Source organism: Chryseobacterium taiwanense, assembly GCF_000813825.1.
GTDB lineage: Bacteria > Bacteroidota > Bacteroidia > Flavobacteriales > Weeksellaceae > Chryseobacterium > Chryseobacterium taiwanense.
The window spans coordinates 62,024-77,981 of record NZ_JWTA01000008.1 but is presented as its reverse complement, the minus strand read 5'-3'; the positions used below and the strand labels follow the sequence as shown (position 1 = coordinate 77,981).

15 protein-coding genes are annotated in these 15,958 nt (G+C 32.0%); 1 reads left to right on the top strand and 14 read right to left on the bottom strand.

Annotated elements, in window-relative coordinates:
* Positions 1-64: 64 nt before the first annotated feature.
* The 7 genes from RM51_RS11020 to RM51_RS10990 form a co-directional block, all read right to left on the bottom strand.
* Entirely contained in the window at positions 65-1,468 is a 1,404-nt protein-coding gene (locus tag RM51_RS11020) for a thiol-activated cytolysin family protein (RefSeq protein WP_039369073.1), read from the bottom strand.
* Positions 1,469-1,500: 32 nt separating this feature from the next.
* The gene (locus RM51_RS11015) at positions 1,501-2,748 is read right to left on the bottom strand and encodes a phosphatidylinositol-specific phospholipase C (protein ID WP_052248476.1); all 1,248 of its coding nucleotides are present in this window, start codon (positions 2,746-2,748) and stop codon (positions 1,501-1,503) included.
* 137 nt (positions 2,749-2,885) lie between these two features.
* Positions 2,886-3,548 (bottom strand): response regulator transcription factor, encoded by a 663-nt coding sequence (locus RM51_RS11010; RefSeq protein WP_039369070.1) that lies wholly within the window; start codon positions 3,546-3,548, stop codon positions 2,886-2,888.
* 8 nt (positions 3,549-3,556) lie between these two features.
* Entirely contained in the window at positions 3,557-4,207 is a 651-nt protein-coding gene (locus RM51_RS11005; protein ID WP_165585001.1) for a sensor histidine kinase, read from the bottom strand.
* 122 nt (positions 4,208-4,329) lie between these two features.
* A complete protein-coding gene (locus RM51_RS11000; protein WP_131667071.1) occupies positions 4,330-4,692 on the bottom strand; it encodes a hypothetical protein in 363 nt (120 codons plus the stop codon).
* A 275-nt stretch (positions 4,693-4,967) separates the two neighbouring features.
* On the bottom strand, positions 4,968-5,441 hold the full coding sequence (locus tag RM51_RS10995) for a hypothetical protein (RefSeq protein WP_039369061.1): 474 nt from the start codon (positions 5,439-5,441) through the stop codon (positions 4,968-4,970).
* Between the two features lie 242 nt (positions 5,442-5,683).
* Positions 5,684-6,472, bottom strand: a complete 789-nt coding sequence (locus tag RM51_RS10990; protein WP_039369431.1) for an SDR family oxidoreductase — start codon at positions 6,470-6,472, stop codon at positions 5,684-5,686.
* 710 nt (positions 6,473-7,182) lie between these two features.
* Here RM51_RS10990 and RM51_RS10985 point away from each other — a divergent pair.
* Positions 7,183-8,286, top strand: a complete 1,104-nt coding sequence (locus RM51_RS10985) for a heparan-alpha-glucosaminide N-acetyltransferase domain-containing protein (protein WP_052248475.1) — start codon at positions 7,183-7,185, stop codon at positions 8,284-8,286.
* Between the two features lie 277 nt (positions 8,287-8,563).
* Here the strand turns inward: RM51_RS10985 and RM51_RS10980 are convergent, their stop codons facing one another.
* The 7 genes from RM51_RS10980 to RM51_RS10945 form a co-directional block, all read right to left on the bottom strand.
* Positions 8,564-10,141 (bottom strand): Na+/H+ antiporter, encoded by a 1,578-nt coding sequence (locus tag RM51_RS10980; protein WP_039369058.1) that lies wholly within the window; start codon positions 10,139-10,141, stop codon positions 8,564-8,566.
* A 275-nt stretch (positions 10,142-10,416) separates the two neighbouring features.
* Positions 10,417-11,073 (bottom strand): hypothetical protein, encoded by a 657-nt coding sequence (locus RM51_RS10975; RefSeq protein WP_039369053.1) that lies wholly within the window; start codon positions 11,071-11,073, stop codon positions 10,417-10,419.
* 126 nt (positions 11,074-11,199) lie between these two features.
* Entirely contained in the window at positions 11,200-11,994 is a 795-nt protein-coding gene (locus tag RM51_RS10970; protein WP_039369050.1) for a hypothetical protein, read from the bottom strand.
* A 137-nt stretch (positions 11,995-12,131) separates the two neighbouring features.
* Positions 12,132-12,830, bottom strand: coding sequence for a hypothetical protein (locus RM51_RS10965; protein ID WP_039369046.1), 699 nt, complete (start codon positions 12,828-12,830; stop codon positions 12,132-12,134).
* 85 nt (positions 12,831-12,915) lie between these two features.
* Positions 12,916-13,389: a hypothetical protein gene (locus RM51_RS10960; RefSeq protein WP_131667070.1), complete on the bottom strand. Its 474-nt coding sequence runs from the start codon at positions 13,387-13,389 to the stop codon at positions 12,916-12,918.
* A gap of 312 nt (positions 13,390-13,701) precedes the next feature.
* On the bottom strand, positions 13,702-14,235 hold the full coding sequence (locus RM51_RS10950) for a hypothetical protein (RefSeq protein ID WP_131667069.1): 534 nt from the start codon (positions 14,233-14,235) through the stop codon (positions 13,702-13,704).
* 1,008 nt (positions 14,236-15,243) lie between these two features.
* The gene (locus tag RM51_RS10945) at positions 15,244-15,855 is read right to left on the bottom strand and encodes a DUF4142 domain-containing protein (RefSeq protein WP_052248474.1); all 612 of its coding nucleotides are present in this window, start codon (positions 15,853-15,855) and stop codon (positions 15,244-15,246) included.
* Between the last annotated feature and the right edge of the window lie 103 nt (positions 15,856-15,958).

Sequence of the window (15,958 nt, the reverse complement as noted above, 5' to 3'; positions counted from 1 at the left end):
CGTAAATTAATTTAAATGTTAAGATTATATACAGACAATCTTTTAGATTGTCTGTAATAAATTATTATGAGTTTTTGATTACTGTGCTGGTTGGCTCCAAGGATGTTCCTGAAATTTCATACGTGTAATTTGTAGGACCATTTTCTACCTTATTAATTGCTTCTCTCCACGGATCCCAAAATAGACCTGTTGCAGAAAATGCTTTTATCCTAACATTATGAGCATCGCCGGGTAGAATGACTATTTTTTTATAAGGCGAAGTAACCTCTCCTGATGAAAAAGATTGAGGTATAATTTCACCTTTTTCATTATGTTCATCCCACTCAACTTCCCATTTACCGACATACCAACCATATTGAGCCAGCTCAATATAACCTGATGGATGTTCAATGCATTCTGTCTCTACATAACTTGCAGTAACGGGCATTGTAGCCAGTTGATGATCTTTAAGAAAATTTACTTTGTAAGCAATAGGCAAGCCTGGATTATCTTTATTTAACTGAATTCCATTTTCTAAAATTTTCCTTACTTCGTCAAAATCTCCACCATATATAACCTTACTGCTTATCTTTGCCCCACCTCCAATAATTGTTATTGAAAAACTCGAGCTTTTTGCAAGGCTTTCATACTTTGATCTATCTTCAGAAGAAATGTTGAGACCTCCCTTAGTAGCATATTTTAAAGTAGCTTCAAGATCTGTTTTTGTTGCACTTGATTCAGTATCCATTCTTACCATAATCATCCTTCCATAATCTACAGACTCTACATAGGCAGGAGGATTTGTATCGTCGAATTCTGATTTTATATCTTCAAGTGAAACTTCTTCGTCGAAAGCATCCGCCGGTGTTGAAATAGGATCAATAGCGACTGTATAGAATACCTGCTTAAACATAGCAATCGTTGTAGATTTATTTGCAGTTTTCTCAAATTTAAATTGACTTTTGATTGAATTATCTGCCCAAGAAGCATTAAATCCTAAATCAAGAGAAAGTTGGCTATCAGAATAAGCTTTTGTAATCTTCGATGTGACCAGAGCAGAATGGTCATATCCTTGAGGTAAAATATGTTCAATCCAGTTTCTTACAAGCTTATCAACCCCCTGTACTACATTTGAGAAAGTAGGATTTTCAATGACCACAGATGAGTCATCCATTCCAGGTAAATTGATCAATATTTTAACAGCGGCTCTATTAATGGCAACCGCTTGAGGTTTGCCTTCCGCTAGACTGCGGTTAGCACGTACAATTGCTCCCGGAAAAACAATCCCATTAGAAGGTGATAAAAGAGAAATTTCATCAATATTATTCGAAATATCTCTTTTCTTATTTGTACAGATTATTACACTGTTAGTAGTAGTTTTACTTTTTCCTGGAAGCGTTTCAGGATGATCTTCACTAATTGTGCTTAATAGTGATCTTGCATCATAATTAAGACCTTTTATATACTTGTTAATGTCTTGTTTTTTCATAATATGATTTATTTTGATGATTTTATAAATACTTAAAAATTAGTTTTAACTAACAAAGGAATCAGACTTCCCGTAGGTCGCTCTGGAAAATCCATTGCAAATACCCCTAGCTGTTTTCTTTCTGCCTCTAGCAAATACTGTTGAAGCCTTCTGTTGATACCATTATTTTGGTAAGCTACGGAATAAGGATATGCACCAGCTGAAACACCACTCGTAAAATTGATGAACAATGTTTTTCCATTATTTTGAGAAGTTTTATCAAGCAAATCTTTTACTTTTGACCACTTATCCCCTATATTAAATAAGGTATTCACCTTATAGGCATCTTGAACCGAAACCGTTTTGTCAGTTCCTTGAATATTCCAAGAAAAAGTATCGTTATCATTCCAATTTCCATGTGCTTGAATTCCAATTGGAGAGTTTGCATTGAACCTTCTCAACAGCACAATTTTGCCTCTGATATCTTTTAAAACTGGAATATCATTTTTCAAATACCATTTATCAAAGGAATTTCCGATATAATCATTAAAAGTTTCTTCAAATGATCGAGAGACATTTTTATCATCATACTCATGTTTTACGCACATAAAAATTGTTTCCCCTGGGTGATTATTCAGAAAAGAATAGCATGCATTCAAAACTCCATTAAAGTTTTGATTTTGATAAACCATTCCATGATGAATAGCGAAGGAGTTATCAATATGTCTGCACCTAACATCCAGGAAACGGATTCCTAAATCTAACTGTTCGCTGAAGCTTAAGTTTTGACATTTTACAAGATCTCCACCGTAAAGAGCACCCGAATCATGAGTTCCTGGAATTGTTAACTGTGACAGGAACTTATGATCATCTAAAAAAGACATCCAATTTGCAAGAGAATAATTATTTGCAATGATTCCTGCTCGATTTTGATTTCCAACAATCGTGACTGCAATCACTCCGTCATGACTCCACCCCAACTTTTTGTTTTCGCCGGATTTAGCACATGGATCACTAAAGTTCTGACATTGCAGAAATAAATTAAAACCATCTTTAGCCCGAGCTGAAAAATTAAGTTCCATCCCACCAGTCTCTGAGCTATAAAATGCTTCTGCACTATCATCTTTTTTGTTTTTAAATGCTCCTTCATTCCACTCAACATATACTGATACAGATTCTCCAGGAGAAATTGTTTCAGGAAAATTGCGATCCCAAGAATTCATCTGATAAGAATGAATGTGTCTTCTCTTCCATGTATAGGAAGATTTGTTACTGATTAGAATTTTTCCACCTTGTCCCATAATCTTTGTTTTGATTTGTTAAACATTATTTAAATTGTCATTTGATTATAAAACAAAGTAAGAGGAATTATCAGCGGGAAAACAGCGCATAAACAACCGAAAAAAAAAGCAGGTATTTCTACTTGCTTTTATGTATTTTAAAGAATATCAAAATATTTATTTTTAATGGCGAATATAATCAAGCCCGCTGTGTTCCGGGCTCCGGTTTTTATTAACAGATTATTCCTGTGCCCCTCAACAGTTCTAGGACTTATGAAAAGTTTTTCTGCAATTTCATTTGTATTAAACTGACTGCACAATAATTTTAAAACTTCAACTTCTCTATTGGAAATTTCTACTTCGTAGCCCAATAAATCTCTTTTGGGTATTTTTGTCGCATGACTTTCTTTAAGAGCTAACAGTGTTTGCTGATTAATATAGAATCCATTATTGTAAGTGCTTTTAATAGCCTCGAGCATTTCTTCTTTTTCGCAATTTTTAAGCAAATATCCAGATGCGCCCTGTTGTATCATTCTTGCCATAATCCTCTGATTTGAATGAAGAGAAATAATGATCACTTTAATATCCGGAAAATCACGAGATATGATTTCTTGTAATTGCAATCCATCCATTTCAGGCATTTCCAGATCCATCAAAATTATTGTAGGACCATTGTGAGTCCTTTTCAATTTATTCATACAATCCACACCGTTATCTGCCTCAAAAACAATTTCTATATCTGAAGCTGTATCTATGATAGATCTTATACCTTGCCTAAAAAGTTTATGATCATCAACAATCGCTATTCTAATTTTACTCATACTATTTATTACGGAATTTTTATCTGGACATGTGTCCCTTTCAAATTATCTATTATTTCGTACGTCCCATTTAAATAAAATAATCTGCTTTCAATATTTCTAAAGCCAATCCCTTTCTTTATTTTCAGATCCGATTTTTTCAAACCAATTCCATCATCATAGTAATCTATTAATAAAAATGATTCTCTGTAATTAAATATCACCGAAATATTATTTGCCCGCGCATGCTTAAAAGAGTTATTGATCAATTCCAATACAATACGATAAACCAATAGGGCACTCATATTCTGTAAATAAGTTTCAGCTAAATCATCAGAAAAAGTCATGTGAATTTTTACAGAATTTTCCGATTGATTTATCTGATCTGCAAAATTTAGAACAGCATCTGAGAAACCATAAGCTCCCTTTACTGAAGGAGACAAATCATGAGAAATCAATCGTGTTTTATCTATCAATTGATCAAAAAGACTCATAATCTGTTTTGAAAGATCTTTCAAATCTTTCTGATTTGCCCTGTCAAAATGATTTGTAAGCAATAATTTTATAGCTGATAGATTAGCACCGATTTCATCATGAAGATCCATCCCGATACGATGTCTTTCTTTTTCCTGAGACGAAACAATTGTATTGAGAAGGTCTTTTTGATGTACAAGTTCCATTTCCTGGGTCTTAAGTTTAAATTCTATTAAATTTTTCCTGTATTTAAAGAAGACGGCAAGAATAAAAGTTGTCAACATAAACAATCCTGACATTGTAACTAATATTGTGTAAAAGATATTCATTATTTCTCTTTTACTTTAATGTAGGCATAACCAAAAACCAGATACATACACAACATAATTGCTGCATGAAAATTCCAGACTATATTCTCCATATTTCTTGAAAGACTTAATAGCTCTCCTGAAAAGCCAAACAAGGCAGTACAGCAACTATAATACAGGAACAATCCCGAAATGATAAAAATCTCAAATTCCTGCTGTGTATTACTTTTGTGATTTAACTGCTTTAGTAAAAAATGACAACAGACCACCACAACAAATAGGCTTTCTAAAAATCTTGGTAATGAATTATGTTGATATAATGAGTATTTTACAGCGTACCCTATTGCAAATACAACAAATACAAAAGATATAAGAAAAAACAAATAGGTCTTTGTTTTTTTATTATAAAAAATACTAAAAACTACACATAGTAAACAAAAATCCAATAATGTGTACAAATGTAACAACGGTAGATTATTGATTCCCTTGTTTGCTGTAAACTTAGCTAGAACATTAAATACTAAGTTAAAGAGTAGATAAAAAAAAATACTTTTTGGGGGAACTTCCAATATCTCAATTTCACTAAGGCTACTGTGACAGGAAAAAATATAAAAGATGGGGCAATAATCCCCATAAAAAATGTAGACATATTATTTTTCTATTTATACAGTTCACTGCTTTTATCACATTGTTGGGGGCAAGGTGTGCTAAAATCATAGATTGCCGATTCCAAATCCAACCTTCCCGGATCAAGCATTTCCAACAAATCTTGTCCGTACTCTTGAACTAAAGGCTCTTCAGACTCATTTACCCCCAATACAGTTCCTCCTGCAACAGGAACTAAAAGCACATGTATATCATCCGATTTGGTATTGGATTGATCTTTTTTAGCTAAGTAAACTCTTAAAGAATGAATTTCCTTCTCTTTGCTATCTCCTTCTACTAATACGCTATTGTAACTTTTAATTCGTGTAAGAATATCTTCTAAGTCGGCAAGCGGTATTCTAAACCCTCTAAAAATATCTTCTTCAGTCGATTCAGGAGATAATTTAGCTTTATAAAATTCTCTCCAGTAAGAAGTTTCTTTTTTAGCTTTTTCAATATCAAATGTTTGGATTTGGTCTGTATTCATTTTTATAATATTTAATTCTAAAATTAAAAAAAATCTATTGAATTGTCATTTGTAATGGTGAAAAATTCAATACTAACAGCCCTTTTACTATCATAAAAATTTTACTTATCCAAGAAGTAAAAAAATATAATACCCTTCTTGAGAGTCCGAACCGATCTTCAATACCTATTAAATCTCAACTAAAACACCATTCCGCTTTTTATTTCAAACAGTCTAGGAATCTAAATAAAAAATGCCGCGTATTAATAAACATTCGCCAAACCTCCATCTAAAGGAATACTTGTTCCTGTTAGATAAGCTGCATATTCTGAAGCTAAAAAAGCAACCAAGTGTCCATATTCTTCCGGTTTTCCTAGTCTTTTCATTGGAATTTTACTTTCCCTGGCTTTTCTGAGTTCTTCAACAGAAATAGTACTTCTTTGTGATTCTCCTTCCATTAACTGTTGAATTCTCTCGGTATCAAAGTATCCCGTTAAAATATTATTAATGGTTATATTATGCTGTGCAACTTCGCTCGACAATGACTTTGCCCAAGCTGCTACTGCTGAACGTATAGAATTTGACAATACTAGATTACTGATCGGTTCTTTAACGGATAATGAGGAAACATTAATAATTCTTCCGTTTTTCTGCTTGATCATATGAGGTAGAGCTAAAGATGTTGTCTCAACTACCGTTTTAAATAATAGATCAAAGGCTACTTGAAAATCCTCTACATTTTTCTCCAAGGCCATCCCGGCATCTGGACCATTCGTATTATTCACAAGAATATCTACTGAATTTGTTCTAAAAAAATCATGAATAATAGCTTTATAATCATTAAATTTTAAGAAATCAGCCACAAGATATTGATGCTTTTGATGGTCAGAAATAACAGGAAGCAAGGATATAAAGTCTTTAAGTTTTGACTCATTTCTTGAGATAACGGTAACATTCGCACCACATTTTGCAAGTTCTATCGCAATTCCTGCTCCTATACCCTGTGTACCCGCTCCCACCAGAGCATTCTTAGATAGTAGATCTATTTTCATAAAACTGTAATTTAAAGTTAGCATACTTACTCCTTACCAGAAGTTGTTTTCATAATATAAATTTAATAAAATGCCTCTTTACTAATGCTTCTTATTTTGTAATTTCTCTTTCTATAGAAAATAAATGATTTTAAGCTTGGTTTTATAATTATTCACTATTTAATATTTACCTATGAATGACAACACCGAATATAACTTCCAAAGTATAGAAATCCTTATATTTAAAAAAAAGCTTAAAAAATTGAGTAAATCATTACGTCTTCTAAAATACGAGTGGTAACTTTCTTTAAAACCAAACGTAGAAAGCCACTCATTTGTTAATAAAATCAGTTTTAATTAACGCTGAATTGACAGGAATTTTAGAAGCACCTTTTCAAATATGCACATTAATTAATCTGCTTCTTTAGCTCTTCTTTACTTGGAAATATACCTTTATAACCTGCCTTTTTTTCCGAAGATGATTCGCAGCGTCTTTAATCATTTTTCATTTCTATAAAGTAATTTCAATCATTTTCGGAAACAATTTCACCTGAGTTTTTAGGGTCTCTTTTTAAAATTTCTGTAAAATTTATATTAAAAAAATTTGACGTTTAATAATAATCAATATATTTGTTTTTAATTATTCTAAATAATAATAAAGAATTCAGATGTACGAATCCTTTACAAGCCATTATAAAAATACAAAATACTAAAACGTAAAAAATAAAACCATGGAACAACACAATAAAAGAATTCTTGCTCTGGACTTGATCAAGGGTATGAGTGTTATCGGAATGATTATCATACACACGGTATTGATTTATGCCAATGTAAAATCACAATATGAAACAACAATCGGCAGTTTTATTGTTTTTTTAGGGAGAGGAACTTCAATATTCCTTATCTGCATGGGAATAACATTCATGACATCCCGCCATCAAAGCCTTAAAAGTGCGTTAAAAAGAGGAATTTTATTAGTCTTTGCAGGTTTATTCATGAATTTCATGAAGTTCATGATTCCGGTGATTTTTAATTTTGCACCTGATAATTTTATCCAGAAATACGAATGGCATGCCCCTCTTCATCAACAGTACATATATCTTGTACAGCTGGGTGATATTTTACAATTGGCGGGAATGTCCTTACTATTTATTGGTTTTATCAGGAAATATGTAAAAAATAAATACATCATTCTGGCTATAGGCTTATTTGTAGCACTTATATCTAGGGAAGTTAGTGGTCTAAATTTGGATTATCCTGTTATCAATTATGTTTTAGATCTGCTTTTCAATACGGATTATCCGGCTTATGTTTATTTTCCTGTTTTCCCATGGATGGCATTTATTATTATCGGAATGTTTTTTGGCAAGTGGTTTCAGGAATTGAACTATGATACCAAAAAGATTTTTGAAAAAATGCTGTATTTTGGAATAGCTTTTATTTTTATAGGCGCACCACTAGTTTTTATCTATGGTAATTACAATTATAACAGTTTCTATCATATGGGACCTGGAGGTGTTATTTACTTTGCAGGTTGGACTTTATTATTTCTATGGCTAATCAATACAATTACGGCAAATATCAAAGAAAATGGATTTATACGTATTCTAAAATATTGCAGTAAAAATTTAACTTCCATGTATATGATCCAATGGATCCTAATTTCATGGGGAAAAGGTATTTTTGGATATAGAGAGCACGGAATTGATTATGTATTATTACTTGTATTACTCTATCTATTTCTTACTTTTTCCGTACAGTTTATAATAGATATAATAATAAAAAAAGACAACAATATACTTAAATATACCAATAGTCAGAACTTAATAAACTAAAGAATTATATTTTGTATTAGTCAAAATTGTAATAAATTCGACAATTACAATTGTCCTTCCTTAGTTATATCTATTCGTTCCTCTTCTTTAAAAAAATTTATTAAACCTATGGAAAAAGTTCTGTATTATGTTCGATTTTGACCAAAGACTTAAATTTCAAGAAACTGTATTTCGAACACCTAAATTAAATTCCACAAAAATCATAAAAAAAGAGCCCGTCATCACGAGTTGTGAGACGGACTTTTTATTCAATACTTAAAATAATATTTCAGCAGTATCAACCTTTCATATTTAGTCTTTCCTCCTGCAAATCCAATAGTCTCAGATGCTTCCTGATAATATTTTCATCCAGTAAGAGTTCTTCCCGATTTTTGCTAATAAGCCAACTCCTTTGAGTGTCGAGAATGTCGATATAAATACGTCTGTATTCTTCATAATTAAGAATAATTTCAGAACTGCTTAATTGATTTTCATATTTCTGCAATTGATCTTTCAACGCCGGAAAGCTTTCAATTTTGTTAGCATACTCACTCTGTATCTTATCAATGGCTACTTTTGCCAGACTGTTCCGTATGTCATAATCAATCTCTTTAACACTTCTTATAAAATCCCGGTCTACCGGAGGGAATTTCCTTAATAAAAATGGAAGAGTAAGCCCTTGTAAAAGCAGCGTAAGCAGAATGACAATAAATGTAATAAAAAGAATCATGTTTCTTTGGGGAAACGGAGAGCCATCATCTAAAGTCAAGGGAATAGAAAGAGCCGCTGCTAAAGAAACCACCCCTCTCATTCCGGTCCAGCCAATAATTAATGGCGTTTGCCACCCAGGTGACTGCGGATCGGCAACAGTAATAAAATTTCTCATTACTAAGGTTGTAATCAGCGCTCCGTATCCCGCTAAAATTCGAACAATAATCAGCACTATGGTGACTGCAATTCCATAACCGATAGCAGTATAAATATCTGTGTCGCCCAAGCCTGAAACAATTTCCGGCAGATCTAGACCGATCAGCATGAAAACAATCCCATTCAACAGGAAACAAAAACTTTCCCAAACCGTTACCGTACGTATTCGTGATGCACTGCTTAAAAAATCATGACTGCGGTAAGAAAGAAACAGTCCACCAGTGACTACTGCCAAAACTCCGGAGGCATGGAGCTGTTCAGCCGCAAGATACATGGAGAATGGCGCAATAAAAGTCAGTAATATATCTATATTTGGATCAGTAGGCAATATTTTATGCATTTTCAAAAAAACATACGCAATCCCAAGTCCTATTCCTAAACCGCCAAGGCACATCCATACAAAACTTCCAGCTGCTTCATGCCAGACAAACTGTCCTGTTGCAGCAGCAATCATCGCAAACCTGAAAATGATCAAAGAAGAAGCGTCATTCAGTAAACTTTCGCCTTCCAGGATGGAAGCCAGTCTTTTCGGAACTTTTACAAACTTTAAAATTGCTCCGGCGCTCACTGCATCTGGTGGCGAAACAATACCACCCAGCAAAAAACCAAGAGCCAGAGAAAATCCCGGAATAAAATAATTAGCAAAAACAGCAACTGAGAGTGCAGTAAAGAAAACGACTACGAAAGCAAAGCTGAAGATAATCCTGCGCCATCGCCATAGCTCTTTCCATGAGGTTGACCATGCTGCTTCATACAGTAATGGAGGCAAAAAAATGATAAATAATAATTCGGGTTCTATCTTAATGGAGGGTACTCCGGGAATAAAACTTATGACAAGTCCTGCTAACACCAGTAAAACCGGATATGCAACTTTAATCTTATTGGCCAGCATGATGAGCATCGTGATTAAGAAAACCAAGAAAAGATAAAATTCAAAGTCTTTTAGCATATACAAAATTTTAGATACTTAAATATATATTAAATTCTTAAAAATGTTTACACTTCTATGGAATTTTCCCCTTAGAAAACTAATTATTTTCTTCGTTCATACTTCAGCTTTGCCAATCCTGTTTTAAATGTTTTTACCGTAATAAATTCAAGCGCTTGTTCCGATCTTTCGTCTTTAGAATGCCTTTAATAATATCTTTCTTAATTGCCTGTCAATTCCAATTTATTCCAACAATCCGTCTTGTTTTTTTCTGATAACGGATTAGAGGCCGTTTATCAAGGATATTCAAATCCAAACTCAAATTTTTCTAATTTGTCATTCCTCAATTTATAACTTGCAAAGTATTTGGGCATATTATTATTTTCTAAAATTTTAGATTTACTGTCTTTCGGTTGTTCAATTACATAATAAAGTTCTATATAATCTTTGGTACTGTCAATTGGGGCATAACAATTCCCAAGTTTTTCAACAATTTGCTTTTTCGTCAAACCTAATTTTATTCCTTTCTCTGTTTTAAATGAATCAAAGTTTAACTTTTTAAATCCATCATTTGTTTTATCTGATTTCTCAACTTCAATAATTGAAATCTGGTTTTTACTATCTCCGGGATATTGTGTTAATGTTAAAGTTTCGTTTCCAAGTTTTGAATAAAATCTATATTGGTCAAATTTGTCAATACTATTTTCTGAACCAACAATTTTTGTAGCACTTTCCGAATTTCTCAAAATTATTCCTGAAATTGATGTATCAGATTCGCTAAAAACGCAATTTGATTTTTTTAGTTTTTCAATCGCTTCATATTTTAATCTTTCTGCTTGGTCTGGCTCTGGAACAAATTCAGTTCTTTCACTCTCTCCTACAGTTTCTTTTTGCAATTTATTGCAGCTAGTTAACAATAGTAATGTAAAAATTATCATTAAAATATTTTTCATTTTTTTCGTTTTGTTTTTAGGATGGCATCAAACGATCTAAAAATTATTAAAAACTGATTTACAAGCAGCTAAAACGACACTCAATTTAGTTCTGAATCCTCTATTTTGCTAAACTGCTATTACTTTTCATTTTTTTTGTCCATTTTGTATAACTTCTATTTTTGTGTATCTAAAAACTTTTCCCGCTTCGTCTTGTCCAACTTTTGACAATTCTCTTTTTGGAAATCCATTTTCAGTCACAACCCGTCCCGTCACTTTGATAATAATTGGCAAATTTTTTCCATTAAAAAGTCTGTCTGCATCAATTAATTTTTCATTTGCCGGTTCTAACCAATAATACCGCTTTTTGTTATTATCCTCCCTTTTTCGATCTTCACTCCATTGAGCACAAGTACAAGAAATTGCATTATAGATTAAAGTTAATTGTTCAACTTTACTGTCTATTTTAAAATTTGGATTGTCAATAACTTCAAGCTTTTTATATCTAAAAACCTTTGCTTTCGGCATTGGTTCTTCCGTTTCAAGAGTTCCTTTAGGATAATCTTCTCTTTCATAAAATTGTCCTGTAACTTTAATTCTGTGTCTAAATGCATCAAAATATATTGGTAATTCTATAGTACTGTCGGCGGGTTCAATGTAAAAATGTAGTTTTAAATAATTTTTTGTTTTGTCGCTATTTTCATTGTCTTTAGATTGAATCCATTGAGGACAAGCGCAACCCCAAACAGTATATTCAAGTTCTAAATTTTCAACTTTGTCCGTCAGGATATTTGTTGAATCAGAAATTACTTTTGTATGCTTATTCTCAATTTGCTTGTGCGTTATTACTTCATCAACTCGTTTTTTAGTTTCTGCCTGTTCACAAGAAACTAATGTCAAGCTTAAAAGTAAAAGTGTCAATATATTTTTAAGTCCAATCATTTTTCGTTTGATATATCGCCCTAAATGGCAGATAACTTTTGAATTTGCACATTGCCTCAATCCGAATGATATAAGTCTTTAACTAATTTAAAATATTTTTTGCAATCTGATTATCAAAATTTTATAACGGTTCAATTTTATCTCAGGATATAATTTGACTTATTTTTCCATTCACCATATTCCGCTAATGGTCTAAACCGCAATGTTGTAAATTCAAAATGAAAATCTTTTCTATCTCGCTCTTTCATCGCATTGATATGTCTTTTGGGCTGTGGCATTTTACTATGTCCATGTACCATATCTGTCATTGCTTTTTGTGTTTTCCAAATGGAAAAAGTAGAAATAATGTTAGGATATCGAATGGAAGCCAAAGACAGAGTTGTCCGATTATCATCTCGAACTTGCTTTTCAACCGGCCTTCCCCAACGAAGAAATCTTGGTATTTCCATATACTTCATTCGAGCAATAGTAACCGCTACTACAGGAGTATTTTCGTTTTCTATTTCTACTTCGTTTTTCGGAATTTGAAACCCTGAGATTCTTCCCCATTGTCTTAAGAATTCTAACCTTACATGCCATCCTTTTGCTATTTGTTGGCCTTTTGAGGTTGATTGTAAAAAAACATTTAGGTTGTTTTCATTTTCCCATTGAGCAAAAAATACAATTTCTCTGTTAAAAAATCTGGACTTAGAGAAAATAGGTGAACCTAGGATCATCGCAGACATTGTTTCGGCATAAATCAATCCTTCTATTTGTTTTGATTTAATAGGAAAAAACATAATTCTGAGAGCATCAATTATTGGTAATTTCACAAGATGATACGAAAATACAGTCATTTTTTTAGGTCAATTTGGTTACAAGTAATGTATATGTTTTCTATAAAACCAGTCTATAAAATATTGTACAATGGTAATACTGTTTCTACTTTTCTATTCTTGAATACCTACTCACCACATTCATTTTAGAGTCCCCTTGTTTTATGGTCAGAATATCTGCTTCTTGATTATAATTAACAGCGTATTTGTATTTCTGATTAGCTTTTTCATCAAGAATTATGTTCCCTTCTACAAGTTTATATTTTAAGTTAACTTCTGTTTGATCTCCATCAAGCTTATAGGTTGTAATGGTGCTTTTATTAATATGAAGTTCAGCGGTTTTAAACTGATTATACAATTTTTCACCTATTTTTTTCTTTTCCTCGGAATCTTTAAGATTACCTACTGTTTTCTCAAAATAATTAAGGGTATATTTTTCAACATTTTCATAATAAATGGTATCAGAATCCATCGTATAGAGATTCAGCTTCCAAGTTCCGGAAATGTCTTTATTAAGTCTCTTTTCAGGAAAAAATAAAATACTGATTATCAAAAATATCAAACAAGTAACAATCTTCATTTTAAGGTATTTATTGGGTTATTTCGTATCGTTTTTTTGTTTTCTTTGCTTGAGGAAAATGCTCCATAGTATAAAGGTGATTATTCCAATGAAGAATGTAAACATGAGCGCTACATTAAAAAAACCGGAAGCCTCATTACCCATTGTTCTCCCCCAATAGGGAACCATCATCGCAATGCACACGCTAATCATGGCTAAGAATGATAGTGAAGATAATATAACGAGTATTATGAGTAGAATTCGGGTTATTAGTTTTAGTTGCTTCATGGAGTTATTAAAGGGATCTCTAATTTAATATTAAATTAGAATATATTATTCAGATTTAGTTTTTACAAATCGTATAGTTTCAGAATCTTGCTTATTTTGATCCTCAAAATATAAACTATAATTGTTATCATTATCATAAGGACTTGCCCATTGAGACAGATTGCCATTTTCGTCATAGAATTCAAACAGCCCATCAGTACCTCCAGTTTTCCAAGTTCCCTGCTTTTTTAATCCTATTTTTTCGCGCCCGTCAAATAAATAGGTTCCATCATCAAATAAAGTTAATTTAGATCCATTTATTTTACTTCTACTTGATTTAGACGAGCCATTACCGGAAGAATTTAAAGTATAAGTACCTGCAAAATTTTCCATTTCACTTTCATTAATTGATGGCAATGTTCTAAAATACCAAACAGCAATTAATCCCCAACACAAAATAGGGATAACAGTAATTTTAAGAGCAGTTTTTTTTAATGCAGAAGATTTTTTAATAAAAGCAATACACATTACAATGAAAGCAATGATTATGAATAGTCCACTGATTAAAAGTAGCAGTATGAATAATAGACTTTCTAGCATATTTTTTAGAATATTATTGCGGGAAATTATAGGATAGCCAAATTACAAAAGATATTACCAGAATTATAGAAGTTAACGAACCAAATAATAGTCCCCATCCTATTTCTTTCATTTTTGACTTTTCCTGATATTTTAAAGTAATTAAAACTCCGGATATAGCGCAACATATAAATATGAATACTATTAAATCGAAACTATCTAATAATTGCAGCACTACGATCAGTAAAAATTCAATAAAAATTGTTAGAACAAAAGAAATTAATTTCAATTTTTTGCATTTTTGTAAATGTAATAAATATTATTCTTGATGGTTGCAGATTACATACCTATTGTTGCACTTTCAGACTATTTATTTCAAACAGACCAAGTATTTTACGTTTAAAACATCGAACACAAAATATCAAATTTTAAAAATCTGATAAAGAGATATTTATGAATAAAAAAAAGAGACAACTAATAAATTGTTGTCTCATTAAGTGACCAAAGCAGTAAAGTTTTCGAACACATTTGTTGAAGACTTGGCAAAACTTGCTGAGCTAAAAAACTGTAATACTATTAAGATAATCTAATAGAAACTTACAATATCTTCGAAAAAATAATGCTTAAAATAAATAAAGAGGAGAACAATTTAATTGATCAGGAATTAGGAATTAGTAAATGAACAAAATATCTTCAGCATTTTGATTTTTTTTATTCTCATACCTTGGAGAGTGAGGGATTCGAACCTCTTCTATGGAAACACCTACACCCCTCTATTCTTTTATCTTAAAATAGTTTATTCCATGATTTTGCCATAGACTTCACAACTATTCAAAATGTAAATATTGCTGCTCTTAAGTAAGTTAATTCTTTACAAAAAAAAGTATTTTTTACTTATGGAATTTAATGTACTCAGCCGATACCCCTCACATAAGTAAAAAGAAAAAATTCGGGGAAAAATATCCGTTTTACAACATCTATTTTCCCCGAATACGACTTACAATATAATATGATAGGTTAATAAGGATCTTATTTCACTATATCTTTTGCTTTTTCAGATTCCATTAAATGATGTTCCAAAGTAGGAAGCGTCTTGCTTGCGAATGACTTCAAGGTAGATTCGGATCCTTCTGAAGCTTCTTTTTTAAATTCTTTTATGTCTTCCTTATGATCGCTCACCATGAAATCGGTATACATTTTATCAAATTCTGCCCCTTTTTTCACTTTTAGCTCATCATATTTCTTTTGTTTTTCCGAATCTAAAGTGGTGGGTAATGTATATCCTATTTCTGAAGCCCATTTTGCAAGTCCTTCATTTGCTTTAGTATGATCAGTAACCATCATTTTTCCTAATGCTTTTACAGCAGTATTTCCTGCATTGTCAGAGGCCAATTTTCCCATCATTACTTCCATAATACCTCCCCTTGCTGCATTTTCTGCAAATTCCTTGTCCTGCTCACTGAGTATTTTTTTAACGTCTCGTGTAGTGGATACGGTAATAGAATCCGTAACCGTCATTCCAGAATCGGCAGGTACAGTTACTACTGTACTGTCTGTAGATTGACTCACAATCATAGTTTCCTTTTTTTTGCAGGCCATGACAGCAAGGACTGACAAAAGAGTTACCATTGAATTTTTCATATTATAATTTAATTTTAGGTGTTTAGGGTCGTCTTAATTTATACCTCAACTCATTAAAATTGAGGTAATTTCTCCATTAAAACCTTGTAATCGAAAGTTTGGA